This window comes from Prevotella intermedia ATCC 25611 = DSM 20706 (assembly GCF_001953955.1).
Lineage (GTDB): Bacteria > Bacteroidota > Bacteroidia > Bacteroidales > Bacteroidaceae > Prevotella > Prevotella intermedia.
This window is the reverse complement of sequence record NZ_CP019300.1, coordinates 98,689-118,687: the sequence shown is the minus strand read 5'-3', so window position 1 is coordinate 118,687 and position 19,999 is coordinate 98,689. Positions and strand designations below refer to the sequence as shown.

14 protein-coding genes and 1 tRNA gene are annotated in these 19,999 nt (G+C 43.0%); 2 read left to right on the top strand and 13 right to left on the bottom strand.

Annotated elements, in window-relative coordinates; all coding sequences use genetic code 11:
* Positions 1-408: 408 nt before the first annotated feature.
* From sucD to xerD, 11 genes are all read right to left on the bottom strand, one after another.
* The gene (sucD, locus tag BWX39_RS00505) at positions 409-1,281 is read right to left on the bottom strand and encodes a succinate--CoA ligase subunit alpha (protein WP_014709327.1); all 873 of its coding nucleotides are present in this window, start codon (positions 1,279-1,281) and stop codon (positions 409-411) included.
* A 29-nt stretch (positions 1,282-1,310) separates the two neighbouring features.
* On the bottom strand, positions 1,311-2,444 hold the full coding sequence (gene sucC / locus BWX39_RS00500; protein WP_014709328.1) for an ADP-forming succinate--CoA ligase subunit beta: 1,134 nt from the start codon (positions 2,442-2,444) through the stop codon (positions 1,311-1,313).
* A 342-nt stretch (positions 2,445-2,786) separates the two neighbouring features.
* A complete protein-coding gene (locus BWX39_RS00495) occupies positions 2,787-3,794 on the bottom strand; it encodes a 2-oxoacid:ferredoxin oxidoreductase subunit beta (RefSeq protein WP_028905919.1) in 1,008 nt (335 codons plus the stop codon).
* Between the two features lie 17 nt (positions 3,795-3,811).
* Complete coding sequence (locus BWX39_RS00490; RefSeq protein WP_028905920.1) at positions 3,812-5,710, bottom strand: 2-oxoacid:acceptor oxidoreductase subunit alpha; 1,899 nt, start codon at positions 5,708-5,710, stop codon at positions 3,812-3,814.
* A 483-nt stretch (positions 5,711-6,193) separates the two neighbouring features.
* On the bottom strand, positions 6,194-7,642 hold the full coding sequence (locus BWX39_RS00485) for a M56 family metallopeptidase (RefSeq protein WP_028905921.1): 1,449 nt from the start codon (positions 7,640-7,642) through the stop codon (positions 6,194-6,196).
* Between the two features lie 81 nt (positions 7,643-7,723).
* The gene (locus BWX39_RS00480; protein WP_028905922.1) at positions 7,724-8,092 is read right to left on the bottom strand and encodes a BlaI/MecI/CopY family transcriptional regulator; all 369 of its coding nucleotides are present in this window, start codon (positions 8,090-8,092) and stop codon (positions 7,724-7,726) included.
* A gap of 551 nt (positions 8,093-8,643) precedes the next feature.
* Complete coding sequence (locus BWX39_RS00470; protein ID WP_028905923.1) at positions 8,644-10,755, bottom strand: hypothetical protein; 2,112 nt, start codon at positions 10,753-10,755, stop codon at positions 8,644-8,646.
* A gap of 522 nt (positions 10,756-11,277) precedes the next feature.
* Complete coding sequence (locus tag BWX39_RS00465) at positions 11,278-12,030, bottom strand: SIMPL domain-containing protein (RefSeq protein ID WP_028905924.1); 753 nt, start codon at positions 12,028-12,030, stop codon at positions 11,278-11,280.
* A gap of 444 nt (positions 12,031-12,474) precedes the next feature.
* Positions 12,475-12,545, bottom strand: a tRNA-Gln gene (locus BWX39_RS00460).
* Positions 12,546-12,718: 173 nt separating this feature from the next.
* Entirely contained in the window at positions 12,719-13,879 is a 1,161-nt protein-coding gene (locus BWX39_RS00455) for a hydroxymethylpyrimidine/phosphomethylpyrimidine kinase (RefSeq protein WP_028905925.1), read from the bottom strand.
* 29 nt (positions 13,880-13,908) lie between these two features.
* Positions 13,909-14,841 (bottom strand): site-specific tyrosine recombinase XerD, encoded by a 933-nt coding sequence (xerD, locus tag BWX39_RS00450; RefSeq protein ID WP_028905926.1) that lies wholly within the window; start codon positions 14,839-14,841, stop codon positions 13,909-13,911.
* Between the two features lie 65 nt (positions 14,842-14,906).
* Here xerD and aroQ point away from each other — a divergent pair, with 65 nt between their 5' ends.
* Both aroQ and BWX39_RS00440 read left to right on the top strand, forming a co-directional pair.
* Positions 14,907-15,338 carry a type II 3-dehydroquinate dehydratase gene (gene aroQ / locus BWX39_RS00445; RefSeq protein ID WP_028905927.1) on the top strand — a complete coding sequence of 144 codons (432 nt, stop codon included), beginning with the start codon at positions 14,907-14,909 and terminating at the stop codon, positions 15,336-15,338.
* A 20-nt stretch (positions 15,339-15,358) separates the two neighbouring features.
* Entirely contained in the window at positions 15,359-15,997 is a 639-nt protein-coding gene (locus BWX39_RS00440; protein ID WP_028905928.1) for an O-methyltransferase, read from the top strand.
* A 420-nt stretch (positions 15,998-16,417) separates the two neighbouring features.
* On the opposite strand, the gene BWX39_RS00435 is transcribed toward BWX39_RS00440, so the two are convergent.
* Together BWX39_RS00435 and BWX39_RS00430 are read right to left on the bottom strand one after the other, a co-directional pair.
* Entirely contained in the window at positions 16,418-19,036 is a 2,619-nt protein-coding gene (locus BWX39_RS00435) for a hypothetical protein (protein WP_244271481.1), read from the bottom strand.
* Positions 19,033-19,875, bottom strand: coding sequence for a GLPGLI family protein (locus BWX39_RS00430; protein ID WP_050955388.1), 843 nt, complete (start codon positions 19,873-19,875; stop codon positions 19,033-19,035). Before BWX39_RS00430 ends, BWX39_RS00435 begins: the two co-directional genes overlap by 4 nt.
* Positions 19,876-19,999: the final 124 nt, after the last annotated feature.

Genomic DNA, 19,999 nt, shown 5'->3' with positions numbered 1-19,999 from the left:
CAAAAATGTTGTCAGCCAAATTACTTACACGTAAAGAAATATTTATTTACGTGTAAGTAAATTCTTACTTACGTGTAGAAAAATATTTATTTACACGTAAATAATTTAGACATGTTGCTTTTAAAATAATATAGGTTGTTTGATAATCAGCACGTAGGGTAGGATTGGAACAATAAGGGCGCAACCTATAATGTTCCTAATGGCGGTGAATGCAATGCAAAACCTTTAGGACGAGCAAGAAAAAGTGTAAGGAAAAGACTTGCAAACCGATGTGGGTATGTGGTTTGAGAATGTGGGAGGAAGGCTGAAAAAAGCACTATGTTGGAAATAAAAAGAGGGTATGCCAAATGTAAACTTGACATACCCTCTTGTATATAAATGATAAATTTGAAGTCTAATCGCCAGCGATTACTTGCCCAACTTCTGCTTTAAGAGTGTTGGAATTTCGTGTGTTTCACGAGCAACAGGAATACCAGCAGCTTCGAAAGCAGCTACCTTTTCTGCAGCTGTACCAGAACCGCTTGAGATGATAGCACCTGCGTGACCCATTTGCTTGCCCTTTGGTGCTTCGCGACCAGAGATGAAAGCTACAACAGGCTTTGTTACGTACTTCTTGATGTATTCAGCTGCACGCTCTTCGGCATCACCACCGATTTCACCGATGATAGCAATGCTGTCGGTTTCTGGGTCGTTCTGGAACATTTCGAGCAACTCTTGGAAGTAGAGACCTACGATTGGGTCGCCGCCTACGCCGATAGCTGAAGACTGTCCCATACCTTCTGCGGTAAGTGAAGCAACAACTTGGTAGGTCAAAGTACCTGAACGGCTGATAACACCTGTGTGTCCTTTCTTGAAAATGTTTGTTGGCATAATACCAACCATGCTCTCTCCCGGAGAAATCAAGCCTGGACAGTTAGGGCCGATAAGCTGTGCGCCCTTAATCTGGATATAGCGGTAAGCCTCAACTACGTCGAGTGTAGGAACGCCTTCGGTAATACAAATAATCAACTTGATGCCTGCATCAGCAGCTTCGAGCATAGCGTCTTTTGCGAAAGCAGCAGGAACGAAGATTACTGATGTGTTGGCGTTGGTTGCTTCAACTGCGTCGCGAACAGTGTTGAATACAGGAATGCCAGCTACTTCTTGGCCAGCCTTGCCAGGCGATGTACCACCTACAACGTTAGTACCGTATTCTTTCATCTTAGTAGCGTGGAAGCTACCATCACGACCTGTAATGCCTTGAACGATAAGGCGTGTATCTTTGTTAATTAAAATACTCATTTTTTCTCAATGTTTAAAAACGAAATAAATTACTTGCAGAGGTCTACTGCCATGTGGCCAGCTTCGCTCATAGTTGTAGCAACGTGGAACTTGGTGCCCTTGAGCAACTCGCGTCCTTCAGCCTCGTTGGTACCTGTAAGGCGGATAACGATAGGCATGTCGGTGTCGATGAGTTTGAAAGCTTCGATAAGTCCTTGAGCAACGTCGTCGCAACGTGTGATACCACCAAAGATATTGATGAGAACGACCTTTACGTGTTTGTCTGAAAGGAGGAGCTTCATTGCCTCAACAATCTTTGTTGGGTTAGAGCTACCGCCAATATCGAGGAAGTTTGCAGGATTGCCACCATAGAGCTTAATCATATCCATAGTAGCCATAGCAAGACCAGCACCGTTTACCATGCAGCCAATTTCGCCACCGAGGTTCACGTAGCTGAAGCCTTTGTCCTTAGCTTCTTGTTCTTTCTTTTCGTCTTCTGTTGGTTCGAAGAGTTCGAACACGTCAGGGTGACGGAAGAGAGCGTTGTTATCGAATGTCATCTTTGCGTCTACTGCAGAGAGTTCGTCTTGTTCGGTAATAACGAGTGGGTTGATTTCTGTCAAAGAAGCATCTTTCTCTACGAAGAGACGATACAAATTCTTGAACAATGGCACAGCCTGATTAACGTACTTCTTATCGTCGAAGAGCTTGAAAGCAATCTCACGAGCCTTGTAGTCGTTCAAGCCAACTGCTGGGTCGATAGCAATTTTGGCAATCTTCTCTGGTGTTTCCTTAGCCACAGCCTCAATGTCCATACCACCTTCGCGGCTAACCATGAAGATAGCAGACTTTGACTTACGGTCGGGAAGGATACTAACATAGAACTCAGACTTGATGTCGAGTGCTGCACAAACAAGCACGCGGTCTACGATGAAACCTTTAATATCCATACCGAGGATATTGGTTGCGTGTGTGCGAACTTCTTCGGCAGTCTTGCCCAACTTCACACCACCAGCCTTACCACGACCACCTGTGTGTACCTGTGCTTTAACAACAGCCAGTTCTACACCCAGTGTTTCGTATGCCTTTACGGCTTCTTCTGGTGTGCGGCAAACGATACCGCGCTGTACTGGAATCCCATAACTTGCAAAAAACTCTTTTGCCTGGTATTCATGAACTTTCATAGTAAATGTAATTAGTTAATACTATATTGTTATTTTAATTGTCTTTTCCGAATGTTCTGAAAGTGAAACGCCTTGCTTGGCTGCAACCGTATTGGAAGAATTGCTAACGCAGCAGAAGTCGTACTTAGTTTTTTATTGTGTAGGGCGCAATGCTCTTTTACGCAACAAATTTACGAAATTACTTTCAGTTACGAAAATAGTAAGAGCCTAAATTATGTTATATGCTTCACATTTATAATATGTATGAGTGCATATCTTTAGACTTAAACCCAAAAGAAGGTATGCCCTGGTGTCAGGGAACACCCTCTCTGGATATTTTGATATAATTCTGTCAAAGATGATTTACTTAACTTCCCAGATGTCGTTCGTTTCGAGCAACTCTGCAAAGTTGTGGTAAGGCTTCTTTGCCTTCACTTCTTCTATCTGCTCCCAAACAGCTTCGTCGTAGGTAGGAGCTTCAACATCGCGAATAATTCCCAATGCAATAGGGAAGCCGTCCTTTGTATCCATCATTGCTAACTTCAACTGTAAGGTGTCGTCTTCGCAGTGTGCATCGTGAACGAGAATATCGTCGATGGTGTAACCGTCTTCACCTATCTTCACAACCTTCAAGCCAAAGCCTTCTTGTACCAAGCCAAATTCGTTGTCTACACCGAAGATTAATGGTTTGCCGTGCTCAAGATAGATAGCATTGGCTTTACGTCCTTCCTTGTTGTAAACTGCATCGTGGCAACCTTCGTTGAAGATTACACAGTTCTGAAGAATTTCGCAAACCGCTGCACCCTTGTGCTGCTTGGCAGCCTTCAATACCTCAATGGTTCCAGGAGCATCGGTAGCAACAGTACGAGCGAAGAACTTACCGCGTGCGCCGAAGCAGAGTTCAGCTGGACGGAATGGGTCTTCCACTGTACCATAAGGGCTTGACTTAGAAACGAAACCACGAGGGCTGGTTGGAGAGTATTGTCCCTTTGTTAAACCATAGATGCGGTTGTTGAGAAGGATAATGTTAATATCGATGTTTCTTCTCATTGCGTGAATGAAGTGGTTACCACCGATAGCCAATCCGTCACCGTCACCAGAAACTTGCCAAACTGTAAGTTTTGGATTTGCAACCTTTAATCCTGTCGCAATCGCAGCTGCACGACCGTGAATGGTCTGCATAGCGTAAGTGCTGACATAGTAAGGCAAACGGCTTGAACAACCAATACCTGAGATAACGGCAGTTTCGTATGGAGGAACTCCTAACTCTGCCATTGCTTTATGTAAACTCGCCAAGAAGAAATGGTCGCCGCAACCAGGGCACCATCTTGGCTGACCTTTCTTATAATCTTTGTCTGTATACTGAGTCATTTTGTTTTCCTCCTTAATTATTGTAAGATTCTTGAATAGAACGTACCATATTCGTCCTTTGGTGCAGGAAGTGTCAATAAGCGTTCAAAACCTTGTACAAGTTCTTGAACAACAAATGGCTGACCCTTCACTTGGTTGTACTGATATGGAGCGAAATTGTTAATGCGGATACGAAGCAATGCTGCGAGCTGACCAAGGTTTTGCTCTGCTACAACCACCTTGCTGTAACGAGACAATACTTCTGCAGTGTTCTTTGGCAATGGGTTTACATACTTAAACTGCGCGAGCGCAATCTTGTGTCCCTTTGCACGGAGTTCTTGCATTGCTGAATACAAGTGTCCGTATGTACTACCAAAACCTACGATGAGCAAGTCGGCATCATCCTTGTCGCCTTGTACTTCCAAGTCTGGCACAGGTATGCGTGCAACTTTGTCGAAACGCAAGTTGTCCATAAGGTGGTGGTTTTCTGCATCAGTAGAGATAGCACCTGTCTTTCCGTCCTTCTCAAGTCCACCAAGGATATGCTCGTAGCCTTCCATTCCCGGAACAGCCCAATAGCGAACGTTGCTATATTCCTCGCGTTTGTAAGGAGTATACTTATAGCGTTGTGCTTCAGTAGCGTAGTGAGGACGGATTTCTGGAAGGTCTTCAAGGTTTGGTAACTTCCAAGCTGAAGAACCGTTTGCGATGAAAGCGTCGGTAAGCAATACAACTGGAGTCATGTGCTCAAGTGCCATTTTACAAGCTGCGAAGGCTGCATCGAAGCAGTCTGTTGGACTTGTAGCAGCTATTACAGGCATAGGGCTTTCACCGTTACGGCCGTAGAGCACTTGCAAAAGGTCGGTCTGCTCACTCTTTGTAGGCAATCCTGTAGATGGACCACCGCGCTGAACGTCGATAACAACGAGTGGCAACTCGTCGATAACGGCAAGGTTCAAAGCCTCACTCTTCAAGCAAATACCAGGACCTGATGTAGATGTGGCAGCCAATGCGCCTGCGAATGCTGCACCAATTGCAGATGCTGCACCTGAGATTTCGTCTTCACACTGCACTGTAACAACCCCCATTGACTTGTGCTTTGCCAATTCGTGAAGAATGTCTGTTGCAGGAGTAATAGGGTAAGAACCCAAGAAGAGGGTCAAACCAGCCTTTTCAGCCGCAGCCATCAAGCCGTAAGCAGTAGCCTTGTTACCTGTGATGTCCATGTAACGGCCTGCCACTTTTTCTTTAGTTTCAATGCGATAGGTGTTAGGAACCGATGCATGAACGTTGTGTCCGTAGTCGTAACCTGCTGCAACAACTTTAATATTAGCTTCAGCAACAGCTGGCTTCTTCTTGAATTTCTCTGTCAAGAAGTTGTTAACCAACTCAAGGTCGCGGTTGAACAACCAGCAAACCAAGCCGAGTGCGAACATATTACGGCACTTCAACATTGCCTTGTTGTCCATTCCTGTGTCAGCAAGGCAGTCCTTTACCATCTTTGTAATAGGACAAGCAACCACGCGATCTGGGTCGATGCCCATTTCTTTCAAGTAGTCATCGGTTGCAAAATCCGCTTTCTTCAAGTCGCGTGAGCTAAAAGAATCGGTGTCAATGATGATAGTTCCTTGTGGTTTGCAGTTTTTGTACTGAGTTTTAAGGGCAGCTGCATTCATCGCTACCAACACATCGCACTTGTCGCCTGGTGTGTAAACCTTACCAGCACCGATGTGCACTCTAAATCCACTAACTCCCGTGAGTGAGCCTTGCGGGGCACGAATGTCGGCAGGATAATCTGGGAATGTAGAGATGCCATTACCCACAGTAGCAGAAACATTTGAGAAAATGTTACCAGCCAGCTGCATACCATCACCCGAGTCTCCAGAGAATAACACTACAACGTGTTCAAGCTCTTTCACTTCGATTTGTTCTTCCATAGAATTATTTCTTTGTTTTTATTTATGGTTATATTTTGGCGTCAAAGGTCTATATAATTATTGAATTGGCAAAATATTTCGTGAAAAAAAAACAAAATATAAGTATTTCGCCCTTGAACGTCTGCTCACGATATGTATGTCATTCTGCTTTTAAACTTACAGAATGGTGCTAAAATGTTGATTTTTAAGGCTAAAAGCCCAACGGCGCATAGAATAACGTCAAGTATGTAAAGTTTTAGATAGCAGTATGTTTTCTTCTGACTTATACCGAAAACGAGTGTAAATGCGTCTGTACTTTCATTGCAACGGCATTACAGCGAAACGGCAGATTTGTCGCAATGATAAAGAAACGCCTTCTCAGATTTACAATGAAATGGTCTTTAGGTTTTCTTTCATTTGGTTTTATATGCTCTTACAACTATTTCCGTGGGGCTTTTAAATTAATACAACCCCACGGAAACTAATTCTTTGCCAATATACTACTTACTTTCCGTTTAGCTTGAAGCTCACAGGCAACATGTAATGCACAGGTATTGGTTTCTTGTTTGCCTTGCCTGGATTCCATTTTGGCATTGATGATACCACGCGAAGTGCTTCCTTATCCAACAATGGAGAAACGGAACGTATAATCTTAGGTTCTGTTACTTCGCCTTCTTCTGATATGATAAACTGCACAACAACATGTCCTTGTTCCTTATTTTTAACTGCCTCCGATGGATACTTCATATTTTCTGCCAGCCATTGGTTAAGATTTCCATTGAAACTAGGCAACTCATCAATAGCGTTATGTACTTTCTTCGGAGCTTTCTTTGGTTTCTGCCCTGTTGACTCTTCGTTTGCAACTCCAGTCGTATTTTCTGCTTCTTGAGCCGTCACTTCAGCATTTCGACTGTCCGCCAATGCTTCCACCTTATTGCTTGTCCTTTCAATTGCTTCGGTAGACTGCACGCTCTTCGGGCTTTCCTGCACTGTCGTTGCTTTGTTGCCAGACGACAAATCCGCCATCTTTTCCTGTTTAACACTTGCCTTTACCGTTGGTATGGCTTTCGCAACGTTTGCTATATCGCGTGCAACAGTTTCGATGTTGCTCACAACAAGCAGCATTGCTGCCAACGGAATGTAAAGTGCATACTTTGCTTTCGCTATTCCCTTTGTTCGTTTTTTGTTCATCATTTTAATACGTTTTTTAAGAGGTAAAACATTAAAATTATTTGATATAGTAGCTACATTCTTTCTATATGCCAATCCAAGCAAATGGTATTGGTATTCCTTGCTGTCTGTTCCGTTTGCCAAGACATTGTTGTCGGCAAGATATTCGAGGTTCAATCGTACTTCACGTTTCAGCAACCACACGAATGGATTTACCCAAAAGGCAATGGCAAACAATTCTGTAAAGAGAATGTCTACGGAATGTCGCTGCCTGCAATGTGCCAATTCGTGTGTCATTATCTCGTCGATTTCCTGCTTGCTGTGCTTCGTTGGGTTGATGAAAATCCAGTTGAAGAACGAGAAAGGTCCCTCGTTGCTTTCCAACAGATACACCTTTGTGCCATTTATATCGGCTGTTTTGCATTGTGTCTTCAGTCTTACGATAGAAGCCAACTGCCACAAAAAGCGCAGCAACAACAGGCAAACCACCATATTATATATAACCATTGCCGTGGTTTCCCAGTTCATTGCGCCTCCGCTACCCTGTGTTATGGTTACAACAGGCAGGACAATGGCAGCATATTCGTTTGCCACCGAAACCATTCCCACGCTCTTGTTTATCCAATAAGAGCAGTTCAGCCCCGGCACCAACATCGCAACAAGATACATTCCGATAAGCGTTGCTCTGCGCCACGAGAAGAATGTATCGCCCGAAAACATCAGCTTGTAAAAGCCGAAGAGTACGATGAAGGCAATGTTTAATTTCAATAGGTACATCGTCATGTTCGTTACGTGTTAAGTTGAATGTTGTTGAAGATATGTATGGAGGCAGATTCAGAAAGTTGCCTTTATGGCTTTTGTCTTTTATTCGGTATCTTTTCCTTTTTCTATCTCGCTGATAATATCTTTCAAATCCTCTGGCGAAATCTTGTCTTCCTTCGCAAAGAACGACACCATCTCGCGGAACGAGTTCTTGAAATAGTTGTCTACGAAGCTGCTCATAAAGTCAGATTTGTATTCAGCTTGCGCTATCTTCGGCGTAAAATGATAGACCGCACGTTGCTGTTTCGATTTTATATAGCCTTTACGCTTCAGGTTGTTCATTACCGAAGCCACTGTTGTGTAGGGTGGCTTAGGTTCTTCCAGTTGCTGCAGCACCTCTTTTGTTGTGCAACTGCCAAGACGCCATATATGCAGCATAATTTCTTCTTCTTGTTTCGTCAGCTTTTCCATATCCGAATTTGGTTTATATGTTTCTGTTGCAAACTTACGATTATTTCGTAACAGTTGCAATTTTATCGCACTAATAAATGTTAATTATAAGATATTTTTTATTGTATAACAGCATAATACGAATAGTTAGTAAGGATAAAACCTTTAAATAAGCAGACTAATAGCTTGGTTTTTCCAAGTAAAAAGAACTTTTTAGCTTCTCACATTGCTGCTTCTACGTACCTTATTATATAGGTGAAAATAAGCCAATAAAGGTGTAAATATTTTTCACAAGGGTAGCTATTGTGTAACTATCTTGTTGTCAGAGAATTACAAAACCTATTGTTTCGCATTCCAAAAGCGTAGGTTTTGCACGGTAAAAGCGGCTGTTTTGCGTTGCAAAACCTACGCTTTCGCAATGCCAAATCGAAATTATCATTTTTCCTGCGAATTATCTTTACAGAATAAGAGCGTTTTTGCTGGGCAACAGAAAGATTTTTGCTGCAAAAGAAAAGAGAGTAATCGAAACTCAAAGCTTCGATTACTCTCTTATTAATGTTTTATCTAAATGATTAGAAAACGAGCTTTACAGACTTGTTGCCAACCTTTACAATGTAAGCACCGTGTTGTGCCAAACGAATGCGGAGGTTCTTTTCGCCCTTGTTGTTGTAAACAAGTTGTCCGTCGAGTGTGTAAACCTGAACGTCTTCGCCGTTGATGTTGTTCACACATATATCGCTGCCTTCTACCTTTACGAGTGCCTTAGCAAGTCCGACACCGCTGATGCTGTTGGCAGTACCAACCTTCTTGAGCTCGCTGTACTTGCTCTCTACGAATCTCTTCTTCACGTTTCTGTCGGTATTTACCTTATAAGCTGATGCGCGGTGAGTAACTTCTGACGTACCAACAAAGTAAGGAATAGTGATTTCTGCAGTTGGTTCTTGGAGCCATCTGCGGTAGCAGAATGGGTCGTTCAGGCTTTCGCCAGCTTGGTAGTTCTGTGTAATCTTCAAGTCGTCAAGGTAGAGGTGCTCGTCAGCATAAACGGCATAGATACCTATGATAGACTTCTTTGAACCCTTTGTGAAGTTTACGGTGAAGTTCTTCCACTTGTCGTTTACTGCGTTGGGGTGTCCTGGCAAATAGATAAGCTCTGCCTGCTCGTAGTCGCAAGTTGTCTCGTTGTAGTTGAAGAGCGCGAAAGCTGCCTGTGTGTAAACAGTGATTTCGTTGCCGTTTTCGTCGAGAGCCGCTGTTGGAGCTCCAGCAAGTTTAATATTAACAGTGAACTTACCATTGTCTTTCGACATATCCAACTCTGGCGAAATAAGACCAGCATCGGTGTGGTTGTGGTAATATTGCCAGCCGTCCAAGCAAATGTAGTCGGTGTAAGGAGCATAGTTGGTTCCTCTCCAGCCTGCCTGCTTCATTTCAGGGATATAGTATTCGCTGTATGAACCTGGGTTAGGTTCTTCCTTTGTCCAACCGGTGAGGTTTCCTTGTGCATCTCTTACATCGGTGAAGTTCTCATCGGTAACAACAAATTCGCCAGCCTTCGCAGCCTTACGGTCGTAGTAAGCAATGTAGTTGTAGCGTTCAGCCGTAGGAACAGTTCCCCAAGATGCAGTGTATTTCGTTCCATCGAAGTTGCTTACTTCCTTCATTTCGGGAGCAACAAGGTTGAAAACAAACATCTTGTCAGAAGGAATTGAAACGTGGTCGTCCTTTGTTGCAGATACATTATAGAAATAGGTCTTTCCAGATTCTGCACCCGTTACGTTGAACTTGTTGGTGGTTACCGCCTTGTTTTCAAAGAGGTAAGTAGTCTTTCCTTCTTTGTCCATAGTGAAGACATTTACCATATAGCCTGTGGCACCGTCTACAGGAGTCCAGTTTGCATCGAAGCTTGTGCCTTCGTAGTTGGTGTGCGGAAGCATAGTTGGTGTATTAACGTGCTGTTTAACGGTAAACACTTCAATGTCATCAATATATATAGGTGCCATAACAGACACGATGTTGAAAAGTGTGTATTCGCCTCCACCGTAGAAGAACATAGAGTATTCCTTCCATTCTGTGGTTAGCTGAGGAAGTGCTGCGCTACCCATCATTGACCATGTAGGCGACATATTATATGTTTCAGCAGCCTCAACCATTACTTGTGGAGTTTCTCCGGCATTCTTTGCACGTGCCTTGAAGCGAATCCAAGCAATGCCACCGTTGGCTTTTACATTAAGCATAGGGGTGTTGATGTGTGCCATATCCTGTGGACCTGATTCAAGGTAAACCATTCCGCCTGCTGAATAGGCATTGCCAGAACCCCAACCCGGAGTATTGAAGAACTCGTCTTTTGTATTAATCCAAGGGTATTCGAAGTCATCTTTAATCAGGCTGTTGTTCACATCGGGTGCAGCCTCGCTGCCAGCGGTCATTTTAGAGAAGTCTTCCTTCATTACCAGCTGCTCATCACCGTACTTGTTCGGTGCTTTCGCAAAGGACGCCAATGGTGCGTTTGCCATATTCTGACCGAAGTTGAAGCCTTTAGCGGGGGCTTTGAAGTTCTGTGGCTGAACACCTTGTGTTGCTTCTTTCACTTCTGTTCTGTTGTTTAATTGGGCAGAAACATTGCCTGTAACTGCGCATGTTAATGTTGCCAATAGGGCTAATCGTACATAGTTTTTTCTCATAATGTAATAAATGTAATGATTAAAAGGTAATTATTTGGTTTCTTATGATGAATCTTAAATGTTTGGTTATCGTAATCATAGTTTATGATAGTCGTTTGCTAATGTACTAATATTTTTCAGAACAGAGCAAGAGAGGTTATAAGTAGCCCTTGTTTTTTATTATTTTTTCACAGTTCCGAGATAGTTTTGCGATAATCCATTGGTCTTTATTTCGTGATTAACGCTTTCTTCTGGTACTTTCTTATCGCTGCTATTATGGTGCCTTAATATGGCTTGCGAACAGTTAATGCGCAAAAGAAAAGAGGGCGTATCAAAACTTTGTGTTTCGATATCCCCTCTTTCCTTATATTAAAAGTTATCGTCAGCGGATTGGAACCATGACACTCAGAACCACAATCTGACTACTTACAGTTGCTATATTGGACAAATGATGATTGTCATACGCAGCGTAGGTATGCTCTTATGTCTGTAAATCCGCTATGTTTTGGCACGTTTTGCTATACGTGCAGATAGATTTTGCCATTAGCGTGGCGAGTAAGTAGCACGTATTGTGATACTTGCCTTCTTCTCTTTGTCGCTTGTATTGAAGGTTCCGCCCCAGCTATAATCTTCGCTACTGTTCAGTCCGACAATCTGGAACACGCCCATTGACGACGATTGCAGACTGCCTACCGATGCGTTGCAGCCCTCAGCAATGGTTTCAGCACGCTTGTAAGCGTCGATGCTGGCGTTGTGCAGAAGTTCCATTTTCAAGTCGTTGAGCTTGGTGTAATAATAGAGCAGGTCGTTGCTGCTGAAGTTTACACCGTGTTCGTAAAGCGCAGATATTTTCTGATAAGCCTTTTCTATGACAGGCAGATTGCGCGAACTGACTGCAATGTTCTGTGTTACCGCATAGCCATCATCAATTTCAATGTAGCGTTCAGAGCTTGAATCGTACTCGCTACGTGTCTGTTTGTCAATGCTGACACTGTTGGCTTCGATACACGAATCAGGGATTTGGCAATCGCGCAAGTAATTTCTTACCTGACGGTTTGAACGGTCGAACTCGGCATAGGCTTCGCTCTTATTGAATGCTTTCCCACTGACGGTGATGTTCCATACAATGAGGTCGCTCGTAATTTGCTTCTCTGCCATACCCGTAACCTGAATTTTATTCTCTCCACGACGGAAGTTCTGCAGTCCACGTGCTATTTGCCAGCAGGCTGCCACAGCCGCAACGCCCACGATAATGGCGAGTACGACCTTTACAATTTCTTTTTGTTCAATCTTCATACCTTTCCTGTTAAATAGTTGTTTGCTAATAGAATTTGGGGCAAATATAAATAAATTATTGCAGTTTTATCAAATTATTGCGACTTTTTTCTGTTTTTTCTAAACTGAATCCAATATAAGAACCACGTTACTTTATGAACAAAAAGAAGATAATAAAGTTGTAAACATTTTTCAAAAGCATAATGATGGTGTAACTCACTATACATCAATATATTACAAAACCTATTGTTTTGCATTCCAAAAGCGGCTGTTTTGCACGGTAAAAGCGTAGGTTTTGCAACGCAAAAGAGCCGCTTTCGCAACGTCAAAGCACAATTATCACTTTTTAAGAGAATTATCTTTACAAAGTTGATGTATATGAGGGTGATGCTGTAGTATGATGAAAGCATCAATAAAAAAAGTCCACAAGCAGTAAAAAAGCTGCGTGTGGACTTTCTAAGGAAGTTGTCCTAGGCGGATTCGAACCACCACAAACAGAACCAAAACCTGTTGTGCTACCATTACACCATAGGACAATTGCGAGTGCAAAGATAATGCTTTTTTGGCTTATGCACAAATTTTTAGTTGGGAAAATGCATAAATTTATGCTTTAAGGGGTCTTTTTTGATTTATTGCAATTGCGGGTGTTGCGTTTTCAAACCTCGTTTCTGATTTGGAGAGAGGGTTTCAAGTATCACGTAGACAGGGACTATACTGCTACGCTTTTGGCTTGTTTTCTGTATTGTCCAGGGGCGCAACCCTTCATCTTCTTGAAGAATTTGTTGAACTGTACTTGCGATGAGAAACCGAAAGCGAAGGCTATTTCCTGAATATTGAGGGTTGTTCCAGCCAAGTTTGCTTCCACCTCTTTTATTATATAGTCGTCTATGAGCTGCTTGGGAGTGCGCCCTGCTACGCGCCGTGTTACCTGTGCCAAGTAGCGAGGGGTAACGTTCAGTGCATTGGCATAGAAGCGTACTTCGCCCGTTTTGCGGTGGTTGGCAGCAATGTTGTCCATCAATTGGTTGTACAACTCCAACATTCGGTCGGATATAGTCTGTCGTGGCAGGTCGCTACTGTGGTCGAGCAGCTGTGCGTTTGTGCCAAGATTAGAGTCGGCAGAACGCAAAATGAGTTGGCACATATAATCCGAAGCCTGTCCGATGGCACGCTCTACGGTGTCGCCAGCACAGAGATGAACAGCTACTGCCGACGTAAATGCGCCACCCGAACCGTGCGTGATGCGGTCTATAAAGCCGGGACGGGTGTAAAAATGAGCTTCTGTACTGTTGCTTTCTACCAGCACATCGGTGAGCGAAGCTTTGGCTATGACCCCTCCTTGCAGCACTACCGCTGCGCTACCGAATAGCAAAATCTTCCGTGCCATTCGTTCCAACGCTTCGTTGCTGTGGGTTTCGCCCTCTTGCAGCATATAGGCAGCACTATTTTGCTTCATAATTACGATGCTGCTCAATGGGAAAAGCCGCTGTACCATCGCATCTACCACCTTCTTCGGCATAAGCATTTTGCCCTTACTACTGATGATGACGGCATCTAAAACCACAAATTCAGGATTGTATTCGCACAGCAATCGTTCTACGGTAAGTACCTGCTCCACGCTCCGAAGCATACCAATCTTCACCGCATTGGGCTTCAAATCGTTCAGTACGGCACGAATCTGCATATCCAAAACTTCGGCAGGAATGTCGTAAAGCTGCTGTATGCCTTCGGTGTCTTGCGCCGTAACCGAGGTTATGGCAGTGGCAGCGTACGCCCCTAACATCGTTATGGTCTTTATGTCTGCCTGTACGCCCGACCCGCCCGTGCTGTCAGAGCCTGTAATGGTGAGTATGGTTGTTTTCTTTTCCATTGTCTGTTGTTTGTTCTTGTTAGCCATTTCTATTGCCCATGCTGCTGTTTGTAGGCAATGTTTCGTGGGTGATGGTTAAGAATTTCCTCGCGCAACGTGGTCGTGTCGATGTGCGTATATATTTCGGTAGTACCGATACTTTCGTGCCCAAGCATAGCCTGAATGGAACGCAAGTTGGCTCCACCCTCGAGCAAAGCCGTGGCAAACGAGTGTCGCAGCGTATGCGGCGATATTGTTTTCTTTATTCCTGCATCTCTTGCGTAGTTCTTTATCATTATCAAAATCATGGTTCGGGTAAGGTGTGCCCCACGTCTGTTCAGGAAAACATAATCTTCCTCGCCCTCCTTAATCTTCATTTGGTTGCGGTCGGCAAACCAATAATCCAATTCCTGCAAGGCTTTTGGCGATATAGGTACGAGGCGTTCCTTCGAGCCTTTGCCCATAACACGAACAAATTGTTCCTCTCGATAAAGGTTTGAAAGCTTCAGATGCGTAAGCTCCGACACACGCAAGCCACACGAAAACAGCACTTCGATGATGGCACGATTGCGATGTCCCTCCCATTTCGATAGGTCAATGGCACGTTCCAGCATATCTACCTCTGCCGTCGAAAGCACTTCTGGCAGATGTTGCGGCTGTTTTGGCGATTCGAGCAATTCGGTAGGGTCTGCCTCCATATATCCGTCGAGTACCAAGAAGCGATAGAACTGTCTGACACCACTCAATATCCGAGCCAGCGACCGAGCACCTATCCCGAGGTCGCACACGGCTGCTGCAAAGTTCTCTATATCTTCCAACTTCGCCTCCTGTGGCGTTTTCTCCTCATCGGAAAGAAACTTCAGCAACTTGTCCACGTCGCGTATGTAGGCATCGAGCGTATTTGGCGAATAGCCTTTCTCCAACTTCAGGTAACGCTGATACTTGCGAATAAGATTAGAAGATGTTTCCTTGCTCGTTTCCATATTATTGTGTATTTTTGCAGAGATAGTGCCCCAATGGGTGCAAAGATAAGTAATTTCTGTGTAATATGAAAATAATCATCATCAATGGTCCTAACCTGAACCTCTTGGGTAAGCGCGAACCAAGTGTTTATGGCAGCCAGTCTATGGAGTCGTACTTACCGAAACTGCGTGCGATGTATCTCGATGCAGACATTGAATACTATCAGAGCAATGTGGAAGGCGAACTCGTCGACAAGTTGCAAGAGGTGGGATTCGCCTACGACGGCATCGTGCTGAATGCCGGTGCATATACCCATACCAGCATTGCGCTGCAAGACTGCATTCGTGCCATTGCCGTTCCTGTGGTGGAAGTACATATAAGTAATGTGAACAACCGCGAGGAATATCGCCGCCATTCAATGATTGCGCCTGCTTGCATCGGCACCATTCAAGGATTCGGAATGGACTCTTACCGCTTGGCAGTGGAGGCATTGAAAGGCATAGATAGAAATTCTTAATTGCAGAAAGGCTAGTAGCGATGACGGAAACCGAACAGATAGACAAATATATCCTCGACCACATAGCCCCCGAAGGCGACTATTTGTACCGACTTTACAGAGCAACGAACATACACACCGTTCACGGACGAATGGCAAGCGGACATCTGCAAGGTCGCCTGTTGAAGATGTTGGTGCAGATGGTGCAGCCCCGAAACGTGCTCGAAGTGGGCACTTTCAGTGGCTATTCTGCCATTTGCATTGCCGAAGGGCTGCCCGACGACGGCAAACTCTATACGTTTGAGATAAACGATGAGATGGAAGACTTCACCCGTCCGTGGATAGAAGGCTCGAAAGTAGCCGACAAAATAAACTTCCGTATTGGCGATGCCAACGTCGAAGCACCCAAGTTGGGCATTACGTTCGATATGGTTTTCGTAGACGGCGACAAGCGAACGTATCTTGAAACTTACGAGACGGTGCTGAAGATGTTGCGCCACGGCGGCTACATACTTGCCGACAACACGCTTTGGGACGGACACGTAATCGACACAGCCTACGACCACGACCACCAGACGCAAGGTATTCGCAAGTTCAACGATTTTGTTGCGCACGACGACCGTGTGGAAAACGTAATACTCCCTTTGCGCGATGGGCTGACCATTGTGCGGAAAAAATAAAGGCAGATTTCTAAAAACTTATCGTCAGAACAGACCTACCGCAAAGCCATTCTACGCTTTGCGTTTTTTTATTTTCAATGATTGATAGCACTATAACGAATTTCTTAAAAAGCGTTAAGAATGTTAATATTACCGCATAACGCATCAATCGTATAATTACTTATCTGTCAGCGCGTTACAAAACCTATTGTTTTGCGTTCCAAAAGCGGCTCTTTTGCACGGTAAAAGCGTAGGTTTTGCATCGCAAAACAGCCGCTATTGCAAAGCGAAAGCGTAGGTCTTATTTTTCAATCGGATTTGTTTTACAAAATTAAAACTATTTTAACGTTATTCTCTAAGCAACAATAAATCGTTTTAGGAGAAAAATCTAATTAACATGACTTGATTGTATGGAAAGAAGAAGAGAAAAATTTATGTTGCTCATAGTATAAAGCGTATATCGAACATGATGCTTCGTGGACGTAACTGATAAGAAGTATAATTTTCTGTGAAGTCGTTATTTGCGTAAGAAACGAAAGTTCGGGTATTGGAAATATTATCAAAATTCAAACGCAGTTCTAATTTTTGGGTTGCTTTATAATTCATGCCAGCATTAAAGAATGTGTAGTTCCGCTTGTTGGTAAATCGACTATTGCGAGTGTATTGCATATCGGCTTTGAACATCAAGCGGTTGGGAATAATACTGATGTTGAGGGTGGCGTCATTATTAAAGCTATGTGTTTTATTCTTATAATTCTCTGATTTTGAGAGAAATACCGACCATCTAAAGTTTTCCGTGAGCCTTATGCCTTTAATAATATCAATTGCAAAGCGGCTTAAAATGGAATAACTGTCAAATCGATAATCTGATACAACCGATTGACGTAGCATCTTGCTCTGATTAATGGCATAAGTACCTGTGAGTTCAACGCTTGCGTTATGCCACCCAAACTCCTTTCGCACATTTGCGGTTAGTGCATAATTGTTTGTATGATGTGGTAGATATTCAGCCTGCATCACTGTGCGCACGTTTTCATTTATCGTTGTTCCATACACAATATCGCTCCATTGACGACCAACCGAGCCAGAAAGGTAGGCAAAGAACTCATTAAGAATGTTCTTATATTGTAGCTTGGCATCTATGGAAGCCGATCTGCTTTCAGCAAGATTTACCCTGTAACGATTCAATGTTCGGTAGTTTTTCATTAAATAGGCGGTTAAAAGGTTTGACCATCCAGTAGGATACATACCGTATCTGCCATTGGCTGATAATGTCCAATGGTCGGATGCTTTCCATAATAGTGCGAAGGAGGGAGAGAAAAGCAATTTTGTTCGGTGGCTGCTTGTAAACTCATCGGCTATAGGTTCGTTATCTACTTTTGTATAAATGAGAGACAATGGCAGTTTGAACACCGTTCTGAAATTGTTCTTTACATATTGTAAACTTGCTCCAACATTGTTTTTTAAAGTAAAATATTCCATATCGCCTTTGTTTGACGAAGGCACATCAACGTGGGTAAGCAATGAGGTTAGTCCTACATATTCAACGTTTAACGACGCTATGGGTGTCATTGCCCAATGGTGACGACGCACGTTTCTAACGAGGGAAAATTCGTTGTAGCTTGCAATATTGGTAACTTTGACTTCTTGTCTGGCTTGCATATCATCGGTTATTGTGAGTGCTTGTGGATTAGTCTGTGCAAAGTTGGTACTGCTGATTTCGAAGCCTCCGCCATTGGTTGTACGGTGAATCCATTGCGTTTTGTTGCTCACACCAAGATTTCTACTGAAGGCGTGCTGCTGAATATGTGAACTGTTGGATAACACCATACCATTGTCTTTGCTCCATTGTCCAGATAAGTCGAGTGTATTGCGTAGATAGGTACGGTCAGCATTGTTTTCGAAATCTAGTTGAAGCGTAGCTGAATTAGTAGTATGGTGAGAGGAAATATCTTCTGTTATGGTGCGAAAATTAGCTTCAGGCAGTAGATATGTAGTTTGTGAGAAGCTGTTTTGGCGTTGTATGTCGTGCCCATAAGTTAAGTTGTAATGTAGCTGTGCGGTTTTCCCTAACTTATGAAGGTTGCTGAGAGAGAGATTGTGCTGATTGTTTCTCAGGCTTTTTCCTAATGGAGATAAGTCTGGGAAGATAATGGAAGTCATATTGGAAGCACCAAGATAGTTGCCTCCATAATATTTTGTAAGCCAGTTTACTGATGCTCCAACATTATCGGTTTCGTAATAAATAACATGCTGACGCTTAAGTCCGAAGTACATAAGACCGGCATCTGCACTCCATTTCATACCGTCAGCATCATATCCTATTCCAAGATTGAGCGACTTATTCCACGTACTCTTGGCTTTTTTCTTCAGTTTCAAGTTGACTGCAGCCGCCTCTGGTGATAACTGATCTTGCATAGCTTTGGTAGATTCGTGGTTCTCTAATACTTGTACAGTACTTACATCTTCGGCTCTGATGCCATTCATTGCAATGTTATATCTACCCTGCAAGACGTCCATATTCTCGATATAGAAATGGTTGATGGGTACACCTTGATACTTGATAATGCCATCGTTTATGGTGATACCAGGTAATTGCTTGAGTATATCTCCTATTGTACGGTCGTGTTCCTTCATATAGGAAGATACAAGATAGTTGAGTGTATCCCTGCTACCCCACATCTTTTGCGCTTTCACGACAACCTCTTTTAATGTAATGCTTTCATAGTCTGCTTTGAAATTGATGCACTGATTTTGAACACTTATCTTTTTTATCTGCTGTTTTATGTTGAATCCAGATAGACGGAGCAATAGGTTGGGCTTATTGGAACGGAAGGATATGGAGTAATTTCCATCTTCTCCTGTTAGTCCGTGTTCTACGAAAGTAGAGTCTTCTACCTGCAGAAGGGAAAGTATGCAACCCTCTACAGGTTCTTGATTGTTATCAATGACGCGTCCGGATATGATAAAGTTAGTAGAACCTTCTAACTCTATCTGTGCCATACCATGTGAAGATGGCAAAAAGCCCAGTATAAAAAAGATAAGTATTCTCTGTTTCATTCCTTTTCTATAGGATTTTCGAAGGTGAAGAGCTTAAGTTTTACAGTTTCTCCACTAAAGCTTATTACAGTAAATTCAATACCATAACTCTCCAAATATGCAGCAGGGTCTTTTAAAAGAAGATGTTCTTGCTTTCTTGTTTTCTCTCGAGTAGTTTTTACATAGGTTCTATCCAAGAAGTAGATAGGTTTTACTTCCTTTGGTTTTTCAATTCCTGTAGCTATCCAGTGGTAGTCGCCGTCTTGTGTTTTTACTTCCATAATTAGCCCTGGTAATCCTGCAAACTTCCACGGACCATAAGATAAGGGAATATCCGTGGTAAACCAAGCTTTATACTCTCTTCCACGATACTTACATGTAGCAGCTGTGCAGTTATATCCCAATACTGTTTTATGCTCTGTTGAAATCTTCCAAGGCATTTTAGGAGTTGTCTCTTCATAAAGATATGAGCCAGCACCATCCATATTATAAATTACAGTAAATTTTCCTTTAGGATAGTTTGTGTAAATTTCACCCACATTAGATGCCAATAACATTGCTGCTCTTGAACCACGACTTCCTGTTTCCTGATATTGAGCAGCCATGTTCAAGTCGGTGCTACGTTCGCTTTCTACAAAACTATGGCATATTCGATGTCCGATGTAAGTGTAAACTTTGTCCTGGCGAGGATTCTCCGCCCCCGTAATATCATATTTAAAAGTAAGCTCGTAAGAAACTGTAAGTTGGGTTGTGTCAATTGCAGTATGCTTGAAAACGTCCAACTCTGATTTACTTTGCGAAAATGATATGATAGGGATTAGAAAGGATATAGTTAAAAGGACGAATCTATTTGTTATCATACCTTTTAATTTGATAATAGATGAATGCATATATTTGTTCGATATTTAAATAGTTGACATTTTGCTTGTATGAGATATTCTCTTCAATAAAGTTCTGCTAATCTGTAAGTAGACAGAAGAAAAA